Source organism: Streptomyces sp. BK022 (assembly GCF_004217355.1).
Classification (GTDB): domain Bacteria; phylum Actinomycetota; class Actinomycetes; order Streptomycetales; family Streptomycetaceae; genus Streptomyces; species Streptomyces griseoluteus.
Genome location: NZ_SHKU01000002.1, coordinates 815,814 through 834,461, shown reverse-complemented (window position 1 = coordinate 834,461; position 18,648 = coordinate 815,814). Strand labels below are relative to the sequence as shown.

Sequence of the window (18,648 nt, the reverse complement as noted above, 5' to 3'; positions counted from 1 at the left end):
TCAGATCACCGGCGGCTCGGTGCTCGCGCTCTCCGTGGCCTCGGTGGCCTCGGCGGAGGCGGGCGCGGACGCCGTGGCGCCGTCGGCCGGGCCACTGGCCGAGGTCGAGGTCGTGGGGGGCGTGGTGGGGTCGTCCGGAGGCGTCGTCTGCGAGCCGGTCGGCTCCGGTGAGGTCGGCTGGCCGGTGCTGCTCGGAGGCGTCGACGGCGTGCCGCTCTTGCTCGGCTTGCCCGAGGGCTTGCCGGACCCGCCGTGCGACGGCTTGGGGCTCGTCCCGCCGCCGGGGCCCCGGGTGCCCGTCGGGTCGGCGCTCGGGCTGCCGGTGGTGGCGGACGGCGAGGGGTCGTCGGAGGTGCCGGGGGTACCGTCCGGGCCGGGGGCGACCGGGCGGGTGGTGGTGACGCCGGCGGGGGCGGGCTCGTCCCGCTTCGGGACGGCGCCCAGCGTGCCGTCGTCCAGGTTCTGGCTCGAGGTCGGGTTGCCGCCCACGTCGCTCGCCGGGTTGCGTCCGGTGCCCTCGTCGGAGGTCATGCCGAGGGTGACGACGGTGCCGAGCACCGCGACCAGCAGCGCGCCGGAGCCTGCGGCCACCAGATTGCGCCGCGCGACGGCCCGTACTCCGGCGCGTTCCTTCGCGGCGCCGGGCTGCCGGGCGACGACCGTCTCCTGCCCGCGGCCGTACGCCGGGGTGAACGCGGCCGGGACCGGGGCGAGCGGTGCCGTGCGGGCGGCCGGGGGCTCCTCGGCGGCCATCAGCGCGGCGAGGCCCGGCAGGTCCCCGCTGCGGTCCGCGACCAGGGCGAGCGCCCGGCGGCCCGCGACGGTGCCCCGCATGTCGGAGAGCGCGGTGCGCATCCCGTGCGAGACCTCCAACTCCGAGCGCGCACGGTCCAGTTGGCCGTCGACCAGGGCGAGGATGCCCAGCTCGTGGTGGAAGTAGGCCCGCTCCGGGACGTCCTGGGCGAGGCGGGCGGCCTCGGAGCCGGCGTGCAGGGCCTGTTCCCAGGCGGTCCAGTGCAGTCCGGCGGCGAAGGCGGCGCCGGCCGCGTGGGCGAGCCGGACGGCGGTCGCCTGCTCGTCCTCGCCCTCGGCGGCCGGTTCGGTGCCGGGCAGTACGGCCTCCAGCGCGGTCAGCACCGCCGCGGCCTCCGCGCACACCCGCTCCGGGGTGACGGAGGGGTGGGCGGCCCACCAGGCGTAGTGCCGGGCGGCGGTACGGGCCTCGGCGGGGGCGTCCTCGTCGTATCCGGCGGCCTCCAGCTGGGCGCGCACCCCGGCCGCGAGGCGGTAGCGGGGGCCGGCCGGGGAGACGAGCCCACAGCCGAGGAGTTCACCGAGCGCGGCGTCGGCGTGGGTGTCGCCGACCAGGGCGGGCAGATGCGCCGGGTGCGGCAGCTCGCCGTCCAGGGCGACGGCGAGGCGCAGGGCGGCGCGGGCGGAGGTACTGAGGCGGGAGGCGAGCAGCGGGGCGGGCGCGGCGGCCTCCGCGAGGGAGGGCAGCGGCACCTCCTCGGCCTCCTCGCCCTCCAGCGGCAGGCCGAGCACCGCGTCGGCGGGGGCGCGCACGTCCTCGAAGACGCCGTACTCGTCCACCACGTCGCCGCTGGCGCGCAGTTGCTCGCGCTGGCGAAGCAGGGCACCGGCCTGGACGAAGCGCAGCGGCAGGCCCTCGGACTCGAACCAGAGGTCGCCGGCCCAGACCGCCTCCTCCTCGGTGAGGTCCCGGCCCACCGACCGCTGGAGGATCTCCACCCCGGCGGCGCGGTCGAGACCGGGCAGGTCGACGTCCTCGATGTCACCGGCGGCCGCGGGGGTGTCCGGGGTGGCGGCGAGGAGGAAGGCGCACTCGGGGGCGGCTTCGAGCAGTTCGGTCAGGGCGGTGCCGCCGAACTCCAGGTCGTCGATGAGGACGACGGCGCCGATCGCCTTGACGGTCTCGCGCAGCTCGTCCGGCTGGAGGCGGTTGCGGGGGGCGTCGTAGACGGTGTGGAAGAGGTCGCGCAGCAGGTCGTCGGGGGTGCGGTGGAGGCCGTCGAGCCGGACCACGCCGTCGGGGGCGAGGCCGGCGCAGTCCTCCGCGACGAGGTCGAGCAGGGCGGTGCGGCCGGAGCCGCCGGGGCCGGTGAGGCGGACGGTGCGGCCGCGGGTGAGCAACCGGACCAGCCGCTCGCGTATCTCCTGACGCTCCAGCAGCTCGGGCTCGGGCATCCGGTGTCCGGGCGGGGCGGGCGGCAGGGCGGCCCGCTCGTACTCGGCCCGGGCGGCCGGGGTGCGCTTGGCGGGGGCTTCGGGGCGCTCGTGCGGCGGGCAGGGCTCTATCTCGCTGCCGTCGACCGGGTTGACGGTGAGCAGGAAGTCGCCGCAGACCAGCCGGGTGGTGCGGGCGGGCACGGGGCCGCCCGGGGCGAAGTCGGCGGTGAGGGGGTCCCGCGGCGGACGGCGGCTCAGTGCCTGACCGTGGTCCTCGGTTCCCGGAAGTATCGGGTCCATGGGTTCAAAGCCCCCAAAAGCGTCGTGTGCCGATCTCGGCCCCTCCCGGCCTGCCGCACGTCGCGCTGTCGCTTCTGGTCCGGGCCCGCTCGCGGATTACACGAGGCGGCGGGCGACCGAACCCTAAACCGTCGGCAGGGGTCCCCGACAGGGCGGGGTGCCGGACGGCCCGAGAGATCCGGGAGATCACCTTCCGGTGAGGAATGTGCGCGACGCGACGTTCGGGACGAGTTGGAGCCTGCCCCGGTTCCGGGACCTCACACGCGGGGCAGCGACTCCACGCCGACTCCGCCCTCGATGGCGAGGATGCGGTGCAGCCGGGTGGCCACGAGCAGCCGCTGCATCTGCGGCGGCACCCGGCGCAGCACCAGACGCCGGCCGCAGCGGCCCGCGCGCCGGTGCGCGCCCATGATGACGCCGAGCCCGGTGGCGTCCCAGGAGTCCAGTTCGGACAGGTCCAGCACCAGATCGCCGATCCCGTCGTCGAGGGCCGCGTGGAGGGCCGTACGGGCGTCCGCCGCGCTGCGGACGTCGAGGCGCCCCCCGACGACCAGCTCGGCGTGGTCGCCCCTGATGTACATATGCGCTCCCCGTTGAGTGCGAGTGGCGTTCTCCGTGACGGTGCTGTGCAACGTCTGACTGTGTGGGTGTCGATGCGGTTGCTGGTTGTAAGCGAACCGATACCGAATTCACCCGCGGGGGTGAGCCCCCTGAGCGGCTGTACGGACGCGCACGGGATCGGCGGGTGATCCGGACGCGGTCAGTACGTGTAGAAGCCCTGCCCGCTCTTGCGGCCGATGTCACCGGCGTCCACCATCCGGCGCATCAGCTCCGGCGGCGCGAACTTCTCGTCCTGGCTCTCGGTGTAGATGTTGCCGGTGGCGTGCAGCAGGATGTCGACCCCGGTGAGGTCGGCGGTGGCGAGCGGGCCCATGGCGTGCCCGAAGCCCAGCTTGCAGGCGAGGTCGATGTCCTCGGCGGTGGCCACGCCCGACTCGTAGAGCTTGGTGGCCTCGACCACGAGGGCCGAGATGAGGCGGGTGGTGACGAAGCCGGCGACGTCGCGGTTGACGACGATGCAGGTCTTGCCCACCGACTCGGCGAACTCCCGCGCGGTGGCCAGGGTTTCGTCGCTGGTCTTGTAACCCCGGACCAGCTCGACGAGCTGCATCATCGGCACCGGCGAGAAGAAGTGCACGCCGACCACGCGCTCGGGGTGCTCGGTGGCGGCCGCGATCTTGGTGATCGGGATGGCGGAGGTGTTGGAGGCGAGCACGGCGTCCGGGCGCACGATCTTGTCGAGCGCGCGGAAGATCTCGTGCTTGACCTCCAGCTTCTCGAAGACCGCCTCGATCACGATGTCCGCGTCGGCGACGTCGTCCAGGTCGGTGGTCGGGGCGATCCGGGCGAGGGCGGCCTCGGCGTCGGCCGCGTCCAGCCTGCCCTTGGCGACGAACTTGTCGTAGGAGGCCCGGATGCCGTCGATGCCGCGCTTCAGCGCCTCGTCGGTGACGTCGCGCAGAACCACGTCCCAGCCGGCCTGTGCGGCGACCTGGGCGATGCCGGACCCCATGAGACCGGCCCCGATGACGGCGAGCTTCCCTGCCACTCCGACTCCCCTTACGCGCTGTTTATGGTTCCTCTCGGCGGACATTAGCGCTCCGTCGCGGTCGTGAGGACCGTAAGTAACGCGTGTCACGGTCTCAGGGCGTGAGACACCCGTCACGTCGTCGGCGGAGGATCAGTTCGGCTCCGCGGCCGCGCAGTTGGAGAGCTCCCCGTACCACCGTTTCCCGCGGGCGGGGGTCTGGGCAGGCGCTTCGCGTCGTACGACTTCGGCCTGCGCGTCGACAAGCCCTCCGGCAAGCTGGGCGACGGCTCCAGCCCCGCCCCGGGCGGCGGTGGCGGTCGGAGCGGCCGCGGTCCCGGCCGTCGGCGCCACGCCGTTCACCGTCGCCCGCCGCCGCAGGTCGAGCTGAGCCGCAGGTCTGTCTGGTCCGCGCGGCCGGCGCGTCACTACGCTGGCCGCATGGTCAATCTGACGCGCATCTACACCAGGACCGGCGACCAGGGCACCACCGCCCTCGGTGACATGAGCCGGACCGCCAAGACCGATCTGAGGATCTCCGCGTACGCGGACGCCAACGAGGCGAACGCGGTGATCGGTACCGCCATCGCGCTGGGCGGGCTGGCGGAGGAGGTCGTCACGGTGCTCACCCGGGTGCAGAACGACCTGTTCGACGTGGGCGCCGACCTGTCCACGCCGGTGGTCGAGGACCCGGCGTATCCCCCGCTGCGGGTCGAGCAGTTCTACGTGGACCGTCTGGAGGCGGACTGCGACCGGTTCAACGAGCGGCTGGAGAAGCTGCGTTCGTTCATCCTGCCCGGCGGCACCCCCGGCGCGGCCCTGCTGCACCAGGCGTGCACGGTGGTGCGCCGGGCCGAACGCTCCACCTGGACCGCGCTGGAGGCGCACGGCGAGACGATGAACCCGCTCACCGCGACCTACCTCAACCGCCTCTCCGACCTCCTGTTCATCCTGGCCCGCACGGCGAACAAGGAGACCGGGGACGTGCTGTGGGTGCCGGGCGGCGAGCGCTAGGGTCTTTCGTTTGGATCAGGCCGGATCAGAGAGCGGGGTCTGGTGCCGTGCATCGCAAGGCGGAGGAGGGCGCCATGGCGGAGCCATGGCAACCGACGACAACGCCGCGAGGCGCGGTGCCAGACCCCGCGAGCCCGGCAAGATCCAAACGAGAGGCCCTAGGGCCGGCACCCCGGGGGCCGCTATCGGTCCGCGTCGCTCGTGGCGTCGCTGTCCGCCGCGGCGGCGGCGGACTCCGCCGCGTCCACCTTCTGCTTCATGTCCGCGTACCCGGAGGGGGTCGCGGTGGTGGCCGGGGCGGCCGTCTCGTCGTGGCCGCAGGCCGTGGTGAGGACCGCGAGCGCGGCGAGGGTCGCGGCCGCCGCCGCGCGCCGGAGACCGCGCATCAGCCGGCCGCCTTGCCGCCGTCGTTCTTCTCGCACCAGGTCTTGACCCCGGCGAGGTCCTTCTGCCGCTCTTCCAGCGTCCTCTTAAGCGACACACGGTGGTCGAGACGGCCCTGGAGGAAGGTGGCGATCTCGGTGTGGCCCGCCTTCTTCGCGTTGTCGACGCGCTGCTGGAGCCGGGCCACCGAGCCGCGCCGGCCCTTGCCGGCGTCCAGCCGCTTCAGGGCGCGGTCGACGCGCTTGTCGATCTTCGGCTCCCGCTTGCAGAGTGCCCGCGCCCCGTCACCGGCGGGCTTGGCGCCGGGAGAGGCGCCGGCGGCGGACGCGGCACCGGCCGAGCCTGCCAGCAGCGCCGCGGTGGCGAGGCCCGCGAGGAGGGTGCGGGTGCTTCGTCGTGCGTCCATGTGCGTCTCCGTTCACGTCCGGGACGGGCCGTGGTGCCGTCCGTCGCCCCGGAGGCTAGGAGGTCTCTTTGGGGAAACCCTGTGACCGGTTCGCCCCGGCCGTCCCGATCAGCCAGTCCCGCCGCCCCGGCGCCCCGGTGCCGTCCAGCGGCAGCCGTACCTCGAAGCGGGCACCGGTGCCGTCCGGGCCGTCGGTGACGCCGACGCTCCCCCGGTGCAGCGCGGCCTGCTGGGCGACGAGGGTGAGCCCGAGCCCGGAACCGGTACTGTGCGGGCCCCGCTGGAACCGCTCGAAGAGCCGCTGCCGGGAGGCGGGCGGTATGCCGGGCCCCTGATCGGTCACGACCACCACCGCCTGCTCCCCCGCCCGCCGCACGGCCACCCGTATCCGGGCGGCGCCCGCCGGATCGCGGCCGTGGGCGAGCGCGTTGGCCAGCAGGTTGTCCAGCAGGAGCCGCAACCCCGGCTCCCAGCCCGGCACGGTGACCTCCGGCTCGGCGTCCAGCGCGACATCGGCGCCCCGGTCCCGGCGGCGCACCTCGGCCACGGCGGTGTCGGCGAGGTCCGCCAGGTCGACGGCGGCGAAGGTCTCGGCCTCCACCAGATCACCCCGGCCCAGCTCCCGGAGCATCACCAGCAGGTGCAGCAGCCGGGCGTGTTCGAGGCGCAGGTCGGCCAGCGCCTCGTCGCGGTCCGGTGCGGGCAGGCCGGGGATGCCGAGGACGTCCAGGTTGGTGCCCATGCTCATCAGCGGGGTGCGCAGTTCGTGCGCGGCGGCCGAGGAGAAGGAGCGGGCGGTGTCGAGCGCCTCCGCGGTGCGGGCCGCCTGTTCGTCGTAGCGGGCGAGCACGGTGCGCAGGGTGGAGCCGAGTTCGTCGACCTCGGTGACGCCGGTCCGCTCCGGCTCCGGCCTGACGCCGCTGGTACGCGGGTCCAGGCCCGCCGTGCGCCGGGTGAGGCGGCGCAGCGGGGCACTCGCCCCGGCCGCCAGGGCCCAGGCGAGGGCGCCGGAGGCGGGCGCGGCGAGCAGTGCGGTGAACACCACCCGGCGCCGGACCAGCAGGACCCCGGCCCGGTCGGCGGTGTCGGGGGCGAACACCCACAGGGTGCCGCCGCGCACCGGCCGGCCCAGCCCGCGCCAGCTCCGGGCGCCGTCGCGGATGGTCACCGGCACGCCGGCCCGCTCGGGCAGCCGGGCCGAGGGGCCGGGCTGCGGACCGCCGCTGAAGACGCCGTCCGGCCCCTGGACGCGTACGCCGACATCGAGGGCGGCGCTGAACAGTCGCCGCTCCCGCTGGTCGGCGACGCGGGGGCGGTCGCCCGCCGAGGCGCGCAGCAGGGCGCGGGCGTCCGGGGCGATGGCGGCGGCGCGTTGGCGCAGGTGCTGGTCGCCGGCCCGGTGCAGGTCGCGGGCGACCAGGTGGGTCAGCAGCCAGCCGGAGGCCAGCACCAGCAGGGGGACGGTGCAGCCGACGGCGAGGCCGACGCGGGCGGAGAGCCTCACCGCGCCTCCCGGAACACGAAGCCGACCCCGCGCACGGTGTGCACCAGCCTCGGGGCGCCGCCGACCTCGAGTTTGCGGCGCAGATAGCTGACGAAGGTGTCGACGGCGTCGGTGCGCACCTCGAAGTCGTAGCCCCAGACCCGTTCGAGGAGCTGGTCGCGGGTGAGGACGAGCCCGGCGTTGCGCATCAGCACCTCCAGGAGCTGGAACTCCCGCCGGGTCAGGTCGAGTACGCGCCCGTCGCGCTCGGCGGTGCGGGCGCCGGGGTCGATCTCGACCCCGGCCTCGCGCAGCACCTCCCGGCCGGTGGGCGGGCTGCGGCGCAGCAGGGCGCGCAGCCGGAGCACGAGTTCCTGGAGGGCGAAGGGCTTGACGAGGTAGTCGTCGCCGCCCGCCTGGAGCCCGGTGATCCGGTCGGCGGTCTCGTCCAGCGCGGACAGCATCAGCACGGGCAGTTCACGGCCCTCTTCGCGGAGCCGGGCGCACACCTCGATGCCGGTGAGGCCGGGCATCGACACGTCCAGCACCAGCACGTCCGGCGGCTCGTGGCCGAGGGCGGCGAGCGCCTGGCGGCCGTCGGCGGCGGTGCGCACGGTGAAGCCGTTCAACCGCAGGCCGCGCTCGAGGGAGCGGCGGATCGCCGCGTCGTCGTCCACCACCAGGACGGTCCCGGGGCTTGCCGAGTCACTCACGCTTCCTCCTCGCTGGGCGGTCAAACTCCTACGGCAGCAGAGGAGTTGAGGTTAAGTCGAATTGCGGAACAAATGGTCCAGACCTATTGACCGCTGGTCCAGACCTTTCCTATTCTCGCGGCAGCATGGGCGTGAAGGCTCAGTCATGCCCCCCATGCCTTTCGGAAGTTCCCCCCGACATCGAGGGAGGCGCACATGCGCTTCAGACACAGAGTCGCGGCGGGTGCCGTGACCCTGCTGCTCCCCCTGGCCGGCCTCGTCGGCCTGGCCGCCCCCGCCGAGGCGGCCACCAACGTCACCGCGAGCTACGTGAAGTCCCAGGACTGGGGCAGCGGTTTCGAAGGCAAGTGGACCGTCAAGAACACCGGCACCACCGCCATCAGCTCCTGGACGATCGAGTGGGACTTCCCCTCGGGCACGTCCGTCACCTCCGCCTGGGACGCCGACGTCACCTCCTCCGGCACCCACTGGACGGCGAAGAACAAGTCGTACAACGGCTCGGTCGCCCCCGGCTCCTCCATCTCCTTCGCCTTCAACGGCGCGGGCTCCGGCTCACCCGGCAACTGCAGGCTGAACGGCGACAGCTGTGACGGCACCACGGTGCCCGGCGACGCGGCGCCCTCCGCCCCCGGCCAGCCCACCGCCTCCGCCGTGACCGACACCTCGGTCAAGCTGAGCTGGTCGGCCGCCACCGACGACAAGGGCGTCAAGAACTACGACGTCCTGCGCGACGGCGCCAAGGTCGCCACCGTCACCACCACCTCGTACACGGACACCGGCCTCACCGCCGGCACCGACTACTCCTACAGCGTGCGCGCCCGCGACACCGCCGGCCAGACCGGTCCGGCGAGCGCCGCGACGGCCGTGCGCACCACCGGCGGCGGCACCAACCCGCCGCCCGCCACCGGCGACAAGGTCAAGCTCGGCTACTTCACCGAGTGGGGCATCTACGGCCGGAACTACAACGTCAAGAACATCGTGACGTCCGGCTCCGCCGCCAAGATCACGCACATCAACTACGCCTTCGGCAACGTCACCGGCGGCAAGTGCGCGATCGGCGACTCCTACGCCGACTACGACAAGGCGTTCACCGCCGACCAGTCGGTCAGCGGCGCCGCCGACACCTGGGACCAGCCGCTGCGCGGCAACTTCAACCAGCTCCGCCAGCTCAAGGCGAAGTACCCCAACATCAAGGTGCTGTGGTCCTTCGGCGGCTGGACCTGGTCCGGCGGCTTCGGCGAGGCGGCCAAGAACCCGGCCGCGTTCGCCCAGTCCTGCTACGACCTGGTGGAGGACCCCCGCTGGGCCGATGTCTTCGACGGCATCGACATCGACTGGGAGTACCCCAACGCCTGCGGTCTGTCCTGCGACACCAGCGGCTCGGCGGCCTTCAAGAACGTGGTCTCCGCGCTGCGCTCGAAGTTCGGCGCCAACTACCTGGTCACCGCCGCGGTCACCGCGGACGGCTCCAGCGGCGGCAAGATCGAGGCCGCCGACTACGCGGGCGCTTCGCAGTACCTCAACTGGTACAACGTGATGACGTACGACTTCTTCGGCGCCTTCGACGCCAAGGGTCCGACGGCCCCGCACTCCCCGCTCACCTCGTACAGCGGCATCCCGAAGGCGGGCTTCACCACCGCCGACGCGATGGCCAAGTACAAGGCGGTCGGCGTCCCGGCGAACAAGCTGCTCATCGGCATCGGCTTCTACGGCCGCGGCTGGACCGGTGTCACCCAGGACGCCCCCGGCGGCACCGCCACCGGAGCCGCTCCGGGCACCTACGAGGCGGGCATCGAGGACTACAAGGTGCTCAAGGGCTCCTGCCCGGTCACCGGCACGGTCGCGGGCACCGCGTACGCCCACTGCGGCAGCAACTGGTGGTCGTACGACACTCCGTCGACCATCGCCGGCAAGATGAGCTGGGCCAAGAGCCAGGGCCTGGGCGGCGCGTTCTTCTGGGACTTCACCGGGGACACCAGCAACGGTGAACTCGTGACGGCCCTCAGCAACGGCCTGTCGTAGACAGGTTCGGGGGGCTCAGCCCCTGAGCGACGTTGACGCTCCCCCAGACTTCGTCCGGGGGGACCCACACACAGCGAGTGAATGTGGCTACGCCACATTCACTCGCTGACCGGGCGGGGCTGCTTCCAGCCACGCGAGGAATCCGGTCAGCGCGTCTTCGCTCATGGCGAGTTCGAGGCGGACGCCCTCGTGGACACAGGCGAGGATCACCGCGTCGGACAGCAGCGCCAGCTCCTCCTCGCCCTCGGGCAGCCGGCGTCCGGCCACCTCGATCCGCGAGCGCTCCAGCACCCGGCGCGGGCGCAGGGCGTAGGAGAAGACCCGGAACCACTCGATGCGGTCCCCGTTGTAGCGGGCCACGCCGTAGCTCCAGCCCTTGCCGTTCACATCGGACTGCTCCGCCACGTCCCAGCGCAGCGAACAGTCGAAGGTGCCGCCGGAGCGCTGGATGAGCCTGCGGCGCAGGCCGAACAGGAACAGACCCACCACCACGAGCGCGACCACGATTCCGCACACAGTCAGAGCGAGGACCATCGGCACCGACCTCCTCGTCTCCCAGGTAGTGGAACTGCTTTCGGCTCAGGGTAATGAAACCGCAGAGCCAGGTAATGGAACCGGAAAAACACCCGGATTCACCTCAGCCGCGACCGGCACCGGAATGTTTCCGGGCCGGCCGCGGCTGAATGATGGTCACACGGCGCGATGATCAGCGCGCGGAGGTCGCCGCCCGCAGACGGACGTCGGCGCGACGCTGGGCGTCCTCGTCGTCCTCCGCCTTCGCTCGCTCCAGCTCGCGCTCGACGCGCTGGACGTCGATCTCCTCCGCCAGCTCGGCGACCTCGGCCAGCAGCGACAGCTTGTCGTCCGCGAACGAGATGAAACCGCCGTGCACCGCGGCGACGACGGTCCCGCCGTCACTGGTGCGGATGGTCACCGGGCCCGACTCCAGCACACCGAGCAGCGGCTGGTGACCGGGCATGACGCCGATGTCGCCGGACGTGGTGCGCGCGACGACCAGGGTGGCCTCGCCGGACCAGACCTGGCGGTCGGCGGCGACCAGCTCGACGTGCAGCTCAGCAGCCAAGGTTGGCTCCTCGGATCACCACCCGGCGGATGTGCCGGGTGTCGGGGTCAATTCTAGGGGGCGTGGCCGAGGGGGCGGGGCGTGCCCGCCCCCCGGCCAGGAGCGCGGGGGTCAGGAGACGCCCAGCTCCTTCGCGTTCTTCTTCAGGTCCTCGATGCCACCGCACATGAAGAACGCCTGCTCCGGGAAGTGGTCGTACTCACCGTCGCAGATCGCGTTGAACGCGGCGATGGTCTCGTCCACCGGAACGTCCGAACCGTCCACGCCGGTGAACTGCTTGGCGACGTGGGTGTTCTGGGACAGGAAGCGCTCCACGCGACGGGCACGGTGGACGACGAGCTTGTCCTCCTCGCCCAGCTCGTCGATACCGAGGATCGCGATGATGTCCTGGAGGTCCTTGTACTTCTGCAGGATGCTCTTGACGCGCATGGCGCAGTCGTAGTGGTCCTGCGCGATGTACCGCGGGTCCAGGATGCGGGACACGGAGTCCAGCGGGTCCACGGCCGGGTAGATGCCCTTCTCCGAGATCGGACGGGAGAGCACCGTCGTCGCGTCGAGGTGGGCGAACGTGGTGGCCGGGGCCGGGTCGGTCAGGTCGTCCGCGGGGACGTAGATCGCCTGCATCGAGGTGATCGAGTGACCGCGGGTCGACGTGATGCGCTCCTGGAGGAGACCCATCTCGTCGGCCAGGTTCGGCTGGTAACCCACGGCGGACGGCATGCGGCCGAGCAGCGTGGAGACCTCGGAACCGGCCTGCGTGAAGCGGAAGATGTTGTCGATGAAGAACAGCACGTCCTGCTTCTGGACGTCACGGAAGTACTCGGCCATGGTGAGGCCGGCCAGCGCGACGCGCAGACGGGTGCCCGGCGGCTCGTCCATCTGACCGAAGACGAGCGCGGTCTTGTCGATGACGCCCGACTCGGTCATCTCCGCGATGAGGTCGTTGCCCTCACGCGTGCGCTCACCGACACCGGCGAACACGGAGACACCGTCGTGGTTGTTGGCGACGCGGTAGATCATCTCCTGGATGAGCACCGTCTTGCCGACACCGGCACCACCGAACAGGCCGATCTTGCCGCCCTTGACGTACGGGGTGAGCAGGTCGATGACCTTGACGCCCGTCTCGAACATCTCGGTCTTCGACTCGAGCTCGTCGAAGTTCGGGGCCTTGCGGTGGATCGGCCAGCGCTCACCGGTGTGCTTCTCGTCGACGTTCAGCACCTCGCCGAGGGTGTTGAACACCTTGCCCTTGGTGAAGTCGCCGACCGGGACGGAGATGGCGTCGCCGCTGTCCGTCACCACGGACTGGCGGACCAGACCGTCGGTGGGCTGCATGGAGATGGTGCGGACCAGGCCGTCACCCAGGTGCTGGGCGACCTCCAGGGTCAGCGTCTTCTTCTCGCCCGCGTTCGCCGGGTCGGCGACCTCGACGGTCAGGGCGTTGTAGATCTCCGGCATCGCGTCGACGGGGAACTCCACGTCGACGACCGGGCCGATGACGCGGGCGACGCGACCCGTGGCCGCCGCGGTCTCAACAGTGGTGGTCATTATCGGTCACTCCCCGCGGTCGCGTCGGCCAGGGCGCTGGCGCCACCGACGATCTCGCTGATTTCCTGGGTGATTTCGGCCTGGCGGGCCGCGTTGGCAAGACGGGAGAGCGTGTTGATCAGCTCGCCCGCGTTGTCGGTGGCCGACTTCATCGCGCGCCGCGTGGCGGCGTGCTTCGAAGCGGCCGACTGGAGCATCGCGTTGTAGATGCGACTCTCCACGTACCGGGGCAGCAGGGCGTCCAGGACGTCCTCCGCCGACGGCTCGAAGTCGTACAGCGGGAGGATCTCACCGTCGCCGGTCTTCTCCTCCGCGACCTCGTCGAGACGCAGCGGGAGCAGCCGCTCGGCGACCGCCGTCTGCGTCATCATCGAGACGAACTCGGTGAAGACGATGTACAGCTCGTCCGCGCCGCCGTCCACGTCGGGCGTCTCGATGGCCTCGATCAGGGGCGCCGCGACCTTCTTGGCGTCCCCGTACGTGGGCTCGTCGGTGAAGCCCGTCCACGACTCCGCGACCTTGCGCTCACGGAAGTTGTAGTGCGCGACACCGCGGCGGCCGACGATGAACGTCTCCACCTGCTTGCCCTCGCGCTCGAGGCGCTGGGTGAGCTGCTCGGCCGCCTTGATGGCGTTGGAGTTGAAGGCGCCGGCCAGGCCGCGGTCGCTCGTGAGGAGCAGGACCGCGGCACGGTTCGGGTTCTCGGCCTCCGTGGTGAGCGGGTGCTTGGTGTTCGAGCCGGTGGCGACCGACTTGACCGCGCGGGTCAGCTCGTCCGCGTACGGCTTGGAAGCCGCCACCTTGCGCTGCGCCTTGACGACACGCGAGGCGGCGATCATCTCCATCGCCTTGGTGATCTTCTTGGTCGCGGTGACGGATCGGATGCGACGCTTGTAGACCCGGAGCTGGGCTCCCATGAGTCAGGTCCCTTCCTTACGTCACTTGGCGGGAGAGGCCGGGGTGTCGTCGCCGAGGAGCTTGCCGTCCGAGGTCTCGAACTGCTTCTTGAACTCCGCGATCGCGTCACCGAGAGCCTGCAGGGTGTCGTCAGACATCTTGCCGCCCTCCCGGATGGAGGTCATCAGACCCTGGTGGCTGCGGTGCAGGAACTCCAGCAGCTCCTTGTCGAAGCGGCGGACGTCCTCGACCGGGACGTCGTCCATGCGGCCCGTACCACCGGCCCAGATCGAGACGACCTGGTCCTCGGTGGACATCGGCTGGTACTGGTTCTGCTTCAGCAGCTCGGTCATGCGCTGACCGCGCTCGAGCTGGTTCTTGGACGCCTGGTCCAGGTCGGAACCGAAGGCGGCGAACGCCTCCAGCTCACGGTACTGGGCGAGGTCCACGCGCAGTCGGCCGGAGACCTGCTTCATCGCCTTGTGCTGGGCGGAACCACCGACTCGGGAGACGGAGATACCGACGTTCAGCGCGGGACGCTGACCGGCGTTGAAGAGGTCCGACTCCAGGAAGCACTGGCCGTCGGTGATGGAGATGACGTTGGTCGGGATGAACGCCGAGACGTCGTTGGCCTTCGTCTCGACGATCGGCAGACCGGTCATCGAGCCCGCGCCCATGTCGTCGGAGAGCTTCGCGCAGCGCTCCAGCAGACGGGAGTGCAGGTAGAAGACGTCACCGGGGTAGGCCTCGCGGCCCGGCGGACGGCGCAGCAGCAGGGACACGGCGCGGTAGGCGTCGGCCTGCTTCGACAGGTCGTCGAAGACGATCAGGACGTGCTTGCCCTGGTACATCCAGTGCTGGCCGATGGCGGAACCGGTGTACGGCGCCAGGTACTTGAAGCCGGCCGGGTCGGACGCCGGGGCGGCGACGATGGTCGTGTACTCCAGCGCGCCGTTCTCCTCCAGCGCGCGGCGCACGCCGGCGATGGTGGAGCCCTTCTGGCCGATGGCGACGTAGATGCAGCGGACCTGCTTGTTCGGGTCGCCGGTGCGCCAGTTGTCGCGCTGGTTGATGATCGTGTCGACGGCCAGGGCGGTCTTGCCGGTCTGGCGGTCACCGATGATGAGCTGGCGCTGGCCGCGGCCGACCGGGGTCATGGCGTCGACCGCCATGTAGCCCGTCTCCATCGGCTCGTGCACCGACTGGCGCTGCATGACCGTGGGGGCCTGCAGTTCGAGGGCGCGGCGGCCGTCGGTCTCGACCTCGCCGAGGCCGTCGATCGGCTGGCCCAGCGGGTCGACGACACGACCGAGGTAGCCGTCGCCGACGGCGACCGAGAGAACCTCTCCGGTGCGGTGCACCGGCTGGCCCTCCTCGATGCCGCTGAACTCGCCGAGAACGATGGCACCGATCTCGCGCTCCTCGAGGTTGAGGGCGAGGCCGAGGGTGCCGTCCTCGAACTTCAGCAGCTCGTTGGCCATGGCCGAGGGAAGACCCTCGACCTTCGCGACGCCGTCGCCGGCGACGGTGACCGTACCGACCTCCTCGCGCGAGGCCGCGTCCGGCTTGTACGACTGGACGAAGTTCTCCAGTGCGTCCCGGATCTCCTCCGGCCGGATCGTGAGCTCCGCCATCTGGGTTCCCTGCTCTCCTTGTTGGGCCCGAAGTTTCACTTTGGGGGGATGTCTGACTCCGGACTCCCCCCTGAACGAGGTGAATCCTCTGCACGGCCCAACCAGGGCCGTAATTACGTACTGCTTGTTTGCGTTCTAGCTCGCCATGCGGCGAGCGGCGTCGTCCAGCCGGTCCGCCAGGGAACCGTTGATGACCTCGTCACCGACCTGCACCCGGACGCCACCGATGACCTCGGGGTCCACGTCCAGGTTGAGGTGCATCCGGCGGCCGTAGAGCTTGGCCAGGGCGTCGCCCAGGCGACGCTTCTGGGTCTCGCTCAGCGGGACCGCCGAGGTGACGGTCGCCACCAGCCGGTCCCGGCGCTCCGCGGCCAGCTTGGACAGGGACTCGAGTCCCGCTTCCAGGCTACGTCCACGCGGCGCGGTGACCAGCCGGGTGACCAGACGCTCGGTGGCGGGCTTGGCCCGTCCGCCCAGCAGCCGGTGCACCAGCTCGGCCTTGGCCGCGGTGGACGCCGACCGGTCGGTCAGCGCGGCCCGCAGGGCCGGGTCGGAGGCGACGATGCGGCCGAACCGGAACAGCTCGTCCTCGACGTCGTCCAGCGTGCCCGACTTCTCCGCGGCGGTGAGGTCGGCGATGTCCGCCAGCTGCTCCAGCGCGTCCACCAGGTCGCGGGGCTGCGACCAGCGGGACCGGGCAAGACCGGCCACCAGGTCGGCGGTCGGACCGCTCACCTGGCCGCCGATCAGGCGGTGCACCAGCTCGGCCTTGGCCTCGGCGGGCTGCGCCGGGTCGGTGAGGACCCGGCGCAGGCCGGCCTCGCGGTCGAGCAGCGCGGTGACGGCCGCCAGCTCGTCGGCGAGCTGCGCGGCGTCCACGGAGGTGGAGTCCGTCAGCGCGTCGAGACGCTCCCGTGCGGCTGCCAGGGCCTCGCGGCTCGCTCCGTTCATCGCGTGGCCTCGGCCTTCTCGTCGAGCTCGTCGAGGAAGCGGTCGATCACACGGCTCTGCCGGGCGTGGTCCTCGAGGGACTCACCGACGAGCTTGCCGGCCAGTTCGGTGGCGAGCTTGCCGACGTCCTGGCGGAGCGAGGCCGAAGCGGCCTTGCGGTCGGCCGCGATCTGGGCGTGACCGGCGGCCACGATCTCCTCGCGCTGACGCTGGCCCTCGGCCCGCATCTCCGCGATGAGCGTCGCACCCTGCTCCTGAGCCTCCTGGCGCAGCCGGGCGGCCTCGTGACGGGCCTCGGCAAGCTGGGCCTTGTACTGCTCGAGGACGCTCTGAGCCTCGGTCTGCGCGGCCTCGGCCTTCTCGATCCCGCCCTCGATCGCTTCGCGGCGCTCCTCCAGAACCTTGTTGATGTTCGGGAGGAGCTTCCAGGCGAGGAAGCCGAAGACGATGACAAAGGCGATCAGGCCGATGACGAGCTCTGGGATCGGCGGGATGAGGGGGTTCTCGGCCTCCTCAGCCGCAAGCTGAACCAGGGGGCTCATATCAGTGCCTTTCGTCTAGCTAAAGGGCGTCGGTCGGATCAGGAGCTCGGGTAGACGAACGGCATGACCAGACCGATGAGGGCGAGCGCCTCACAGAAGGCGAAGCCGAGGATCTGGTTGGCGCGGATCAGGCCGGCCGCCTCGGGCTGGCGGGCGAGCGCCTGGGTGCCGTTACCGAAGATGATGCCGACGCCGACGCCCGGGCCGATGGCGGCGAGGCCGTAACCGATGGAGCCGAGGTTGCCCTTGATCTCGACGCCGGCGGCAAGGGTCTGGAGAGCGGACATGCCGGTTCTTCCTTCTCTTTCAATGACCGGTGGGGGATGGCCACCGGATGTCTGGATGGGTGAGGCGCAGGTGCTCAGTGGTGCTCGGCGAGCGCGCCCTGGATGAAGCTGCACGTGAGGAGCACGAAGACGTACGCCTGGACAGCCTGGATGAAGAGTTCGAAGGCGGTCATCACGAGGACCATGACGAACGAGACGGCGGAGTAGGCGATGCCGATGCCGTTCAGCATGTACCAGCTGGCGATCGTGAAGAGCAGCAGCAGCGTGTGACCGGCGAACATGTTGGCGAAGAGCCGCACGGCGTGCGTGAACGGCCGGACCAGCAGGTTCGAGAACAGTTCGATCGTCATCGACAGCGGAAGCACCGCGCCGAGCGACTTGTCGTAACCGGTGAAGTTCTTGAAGGCGCCGACGAAGCCCTGGCGCTTGAAGGTGAGACCGACCCAGAGGACGTAGACGATCGCGGCCAGGATGGCCGGGTACGAGATGATCGCCGTCACCGGGAACTGAGCGACCGGGATGATCGACCAGAGGTTCATCATCCAGACGAAGAAGAACAGCGAGACGACCAGAGGTACGTACTTCTCGCCCTCCTTCTTGCCGATGGTCTCGTAGACGACGCCGCGCCGGATGAAGTCGTAGCCGGACTCGGCGATCATCTGGAGCTTGCCGGGGACGACCTTCGGGCGGGCGAAGGCGGCCCAGAAGAAGGCCACGACGACGATGGAGCCGATCAGGGCCAGCAGCATCGTCTTGTTGAAGTACAGGTTGCTGTCCGCGTCGCCCCAGAGCGGCTTGAACAGGAACGAGTGCAGGCCCGGAGCCGGGAAGCCGCACCCGGTGAACAGGTGGCAGCTCGTATCGAAAGCGAGCGTCTGCGTCGGGTCAGCACTCACCGCGGGCTCCTTCATCGTGGCGCATAGGTACGGCAACCTCGTTGTGTCGGCGCGGCGTACGGCCGCGGTTCGGCACGGGACTGGTGTTACGGATGTGGGGGCGGCTGAGGGGCATCTAGCCTCGCAGTGGAACAGGCGTCAGCTCGGATGCCCGCGCCCGCGATGCCGCAGTTGGCAACGGACGATAGCAGGATCTCTCCCGTGCCTTTATCCCGGCCCTACCCCTCATGACGAGCGCCCCGTCTTCTCGGGCTTGTCGCCCTTCGACGGAGCATCGGGATCGACATAGAGGATCTTGGCCTTCATGTGGGCGCGCGCCTGAGCGGCGATCCACGTCAGGGTGGTGACCACCAAAACGATGGCGAAGGCACGGGGGTTGAACAGGTTCGTGTTCTTGAAAACCGCCACGAAGACGACCAGCAGCAGGAGTTGGGCCGCGTAGAGCATGAGGCCCATCATCTGGAACAGCTGCGGGAACGACCTGGCGGTGCGCTGCAGGACGTAAAGACCGATCCCCATGAAGAGAATGACGATCAGTGTGCCCACGACGGCCCCGATCGCACCCTTGCCGCCGGCGACCACACCGCTGACGACGGCAGCGATCGCGCCGACGGCAGCCGTGGGCACGGCGGCCTGGGCAAGAATCCGGACGTCATTGGACGGCATGGCGGCAACTCCGCTTTCACAGGGGGCAGGTGTCGTCATGGAC

The 18,648-nt window shown here is 70.9% G+C and carries 19 protein-coding genes; 2 read left to right on the top strand and 17 right to left on the bottom strand.

Annotation, left to right across the window (positions count from 1 at the left end; all coding sequences use genetic code 11):
• From EV284_RS09945 to EV284_RS09935, 3 genes are all read right to left on the bottom strand, one after another.
• On the bottom strand, nucleotides 1–2,490 hold the full coding sequence (locus tag EV284_RS09945) for an ATP-binding protein (protein WP_130332372.1): 2,490 nt from the start codon (nucleotides 2,488–2,490) through the stop codon (nucleotides 1–3).
• Nucleotides 2,491–2,747: 257 nt separating this feature from the next.
• Nucleotides 2,748–3,071: an STAS domain-containing protein gene (locus EV284_RS09940; protein WP_031181232.1), complete on the bottom strand. Its 324-nt coding sequence runs from the start codon at nucleotides 3,069–3,071 to the stop codon at nucleotides 2,748–2,750.
• 179 nt (nucleotides 3,072–3,250) lie between these two features.
• Nucleotides 3,251–4,099 (bottom strand): 3-hydroxyacyl-CoA dehydrogenase family protein, encoded by an 849-nt coding sequence (locus EV284_RS09935; protein WP_130332370.1) that lies wholly within the window; start codon nucleotides 4,097–4,099, stop codon nucleotides 3,251–3,253.
• A gap of 420 nt (nucleotides 4,100–4,519) precedes the next feature.
• On the opposite strand from EV284_RS09935, the gene EV284_RS09930 reads away from it, so the two are divergent.
• A complete protein-coding gene (locus EV284_RS09930; protein WP_130332368.1) occupies nucleotides 4,520–5,092 on the top strand; it encodes a cob(I)yrinic acid a,c-diamide adenosyltransferase in 573 nt (190 codons plus the stop codon).
• A gap of 182 nt (nucleotides 5,093–5,274) precedes the next feature.
• Here EV284_RS09930 and EV284_RS32655 read toward each other — a convergent pair whose 3' ends face one another.
• Genes EV284_RS32655 through EV284_RS09910 form a run of 4 tightly spaced genes read right to left on the bottom strand, consistent with a single transcriptional unit; the run spans nucleotide 5,275 to nucleotide 8,078 of the window.
• Nucleotides 5,275–5,478, bottom strand: coding sequence for a hypothetical protein (locus tag EV284_RS32655; protein WP_165425494.1), 204 nt, complete (start codon nucleotides 5,476–5,478; stop codon nucleotides 5,275–5,277).
• Nucleotides 5,478–5,882, bottom strand: coding sequence for a hypothetical protein (locus tag EV284_RS09920; RefSeq protein WP_130332364.1), 405 nt, complete (start codon nucleotides 5,880–5,882; stop codon nucleotides 5,478–5,480). The genes EV284_RS32655 and EV284_RS09920 overlap by 1 nt, the downstream gene beginning before the upstream one ends.
• 55 nt (nucleotides 5,883–5,937) lie before the next feature.
• The gene (locus tag EV284_RS09915) at nucleotides 5,938–7,386 is read right to left on the bottom strand and encodes a HAMP domain-containing sensor histidine kinase (RefSeq protein ID WP_130332362.1); all 1,449 of its coding nucleotides are present in this window, start codon (nucleotides 7,384–7,386) and stop codon (nucleotides 5,938–5,940) included.
• Nucleotides 7,383–8,078, bottom strand: a complete 696-nt coding sequence (locus EV284_RS09910; RefSeq protein WP_130332360.1) for a response regulator transcription factor — start codon at nucleotides 8,076–8,078, stop codon at nucleotides 7,383–7,385. Before EV284_RS09910 ends, EV284_RS09915 begins: the two co-directional genes overlap by 4 nt.
• Nucleotides 8,079–8,273: 195 nt before the next feature.
• Between EV284_RS09910 and EV284_RS09905 the strand changes: the two genes are divergently transcribed.
• Nucleotides 8,274–10,100, top strand: coding sequence for a glycoside hydrolase family 18 chitinase (locus EV284_RS09905; protein ID WP_130332358.1), 1,827 nt, complete (start codon nucleotides 8,274–8,276; stop codon nucleotides 10,098–10,100).
• Between the two features lie 87 nt (nucleotides 10,101–10,187).
• Here EV284_RS09905 and EV284_RS09900 read toward each other — a convergent pair whose 3' ends face one another.
• From EV284_RS09900 to EV284_RS09855, 10 genes are all read right to left on the bottom strand, one after another.
• Complete coding sequence (locus EV284_RS09900; RefSeq protein ID WP_130332356.1) at nucleotides 10,188–10,634, bottom strand: DUF2550 domain-containing protein; 447 nt, start codon at nucleotides 10,632–10,634, stop codon at nucleotides 10,188–10,190.
• Nucleotides 10,635–10,806: 172 nt separating this feature from the next.
• Nucleotides 10,807–11,184 carry a F0F1 ATP synthase subunit epsilon gene (locus tag EV284_RS09895; RefSeq protein ID WP_130332354.1) on the bottom strand — a complete coding sequence of 126 codons (378 nt, stop codon included), beginning with the start codon at nucleotides 11,182–11,184 and terminating at the stop codon, nucleotides 10,807–10,809.
• Between the two features lie 111 nt (nucleotides 11,185–11,295).
• Nucleotides 11,296–12,732, bottom strand: a complete 1,437-nt coding sequence (gene atpD, locus EV284_RS09890) for a F0F1 ATP synthase subunit beta (RefSeq protein WP_130332352.1) — start codon at nucleotides 12,730–12,732, stop codon at nucleotides 11,296–11,298.
• Nucleotides 12,732–13,649, bottom strand: coding sequence for a F0F1 ATP synthase subunit gamma (locus EV284_RS09885; protein ID WP_130332350.1), 918 nt, complete (start codon nucleotides 13,647–13,649; stop codon nucleotides 12,732–12,734). The genes atpD and EV284_RS09885 overlap by 1 nt, the downstream gene beginning before the upstream one ends.
• Before the next feature lie 21 nt (nucleotides 13,650–13,670).
• A complete protein-coding gene (atpA, locus tag EV284_RS09880; RefSeq protein ID WP_130332348.1) occupies nucleotides 13,671–15,263 on the bottom strand; it encodes a F0F1 ATP synthase subunit alpha in 1,593 nt (530 codons plus the stop codon).
• A gap of 135 nt (nucleotides 15,264–15,398) precedes the next feature.
• Nucleotides 15,399–16,214 (bottom strand): F0F1 ATP synthase subunit delta, encoded by an 816-nt coding sequence (locus tag EV284_RS09875; RefSeq protein ID WP_130332346.1) that lies wholly within the window; start codon nucleotides 16,212–16,214, stop codon nucleotides 15,399–15,401.
• On the bottom strand, nucleotides 16,211–16,756 hold the full coding sequence (locus EV284_RS09870; protein WP_130332345.1) for a F0F1 ATP synthase subunit B: 546 nt from the start codon (nucleotides 16,754–16,756) through the stop codon (nucleotides 16,211–16,213). The genes EV284_RS09875 and EV284_RS09870 overlap by 4 nt, the downstream gene beginning before the upstream one ends.
• Before the next feature lie 38 nt (nucleotides 16,757–16,794).
• Nucleotides 16,795–17,043, bottom strand: a complete 249-nt coding sequence (locus EV284_RS09865; protein ID WP_030610088.1) for an ATP synthase subunit C — start codon at nucleotides 17,041–17,043, stop codon at nucleotides 16,795–16,797.
• Between the two features lie 74 nt (nucleotides 17,044–17,117).
• Complete coding sequence (gene atpB, locus EV284_RS09860) at nucleotides 17,118–17,954, bottom strand: F0F1 ATP synthase subunit A (RefSeq protein WP_030815955.1); 837 nt, start codon at nucleotides 17,952–17,954, stop codon at nucleotides 17,118–17,120.
• A gap of 210 nt (nucleotides 17,955–18,164) precedes the next feature.
• A complete protein-coding gene (locus EV284_RS09855) occupies nucleotides 18,165–18,605 on the bottom strand; it encodes a hypothetical protein (protein WP_030815953.1) in 441 nt (146 codons plus the stop codon).
• Nucleotides 18,606–18,648: the final 43 nt, after the last annotated feature.

What these genes read in the sequence shown, in the direction of transcription:
- EV284_RS09905 (WP_130332358.1), top strand. Translation starts at nt 8,274, where the DNA reads ATGCGCTTCAGACACAGAGTCGCGGCGGGTGCCGTGACCCTGCTGCTC.
- EV284_RS09885 (WP_130332350.1), bottom strand. Translation starts at nt 13,649, where the DNA reads ATGGGAGCCCAGCTCCGGGTCTACAAGCGTCGCATCCGATCCGTCACC.
- EV284_RS09870 (WP_130332345.1), bottom strand. Translation starts at nt 16,756, where the DNA reads ATGAGCCCCCTGGTTCAGCTTGCGGCTGAGGAGGCCGAGAACCCCCTC.
- atpA (WP_130332348.1), bottom strand. Translation starts at nt 15,263, where the DNA reads ATGGCGGAGCTCACGATCCGGCCGGAGGAGATCCGGGACGCACTGGAG.
- EV284_RS09875 (WP_130332346.1), bottom strand. Translation starts at nt 16,214, where the DNA reads ATGAACGGAGCGAGCCGCGAGGCCCTGGCAGCCGCACGGGAGCGTCTC.
- EV284_RS09945 (WP_130332372.1), bottom strand. Translation starts at nt 2,490, where the DNA reads ATGGACCCGATACTTCCGGGAACCGAGGACCACGGTCAGGCACTGAGC.
- EV284_RS09930 (WP_130332368.1), top strand. Translation starts at nt 4,520, where the DNA reads ATGGTCAATCTGACGCGCATCTACACCAGGACCGGCGACCAGGGCACC.
- EV284_RS32655 (WP_165425494.1), bottom strand. Translation starts at nt 5,478, where the DNA reads ATGCGCGGTCTCCGGCGCGCGGCGGCGGCCGCGACCCTCGCCGCGCTC.
- atpB (WP_030815955.1), bottom strand. Translation starts at nt 17,954, where the DNA reads ATGAAGGAGCCCGCGGTGAGTGCTGACCCGACGCAGACGCTCGCTTTC.
- atpD (WP_130332352.1), bottom strand. Translation starts at nt 12,732, where the DNA reads ATGACCACCACTGTTGAGACCGCGGCGGCCACGGGTCGCGTCGCCCGC.
- EV284_RS09920 (WP_130332364.1), bottom strand. Translation starts at nt 5,882, where the DNA reads ATGGACGCACGACGAAGCACCCGCACCCTCCTCGCGGGCCTCGCCACC.
- EV284_RS09865 (WP_030610088.1), bottom strand. Translation starts at nt 17,043, where the DNA reads ATGTCCGCTCTCCAGACCCTTGCCGCCGGCGTCGAGATCAAGGGCAAC.
- EV284_RS09900 (WP_130332356.1), bottom strand. Translation starts at nt 10,634, where the DNA reads ATGGTCCTCGCTCTGACTGTGTGCGGAATCGTGGTCGCGCTCGTGGTG.
- EV284_RS09855 (WP_030815953.1), bottom strand. Translation starts at nt 18,605, where the DNA reads ATGCCGTCCAATGACGTCCGGATTCTTGCCCAGGCCGCCGTGCCCACG.
- EV284_RS09940 (WP_031181232.1), bottom strand. Translation starts at nt 3,071, where the DNA reads ATGTACATCAGGGGCGACCACGCCGAGCTGGTCGTCGGGGGGCGCCTC.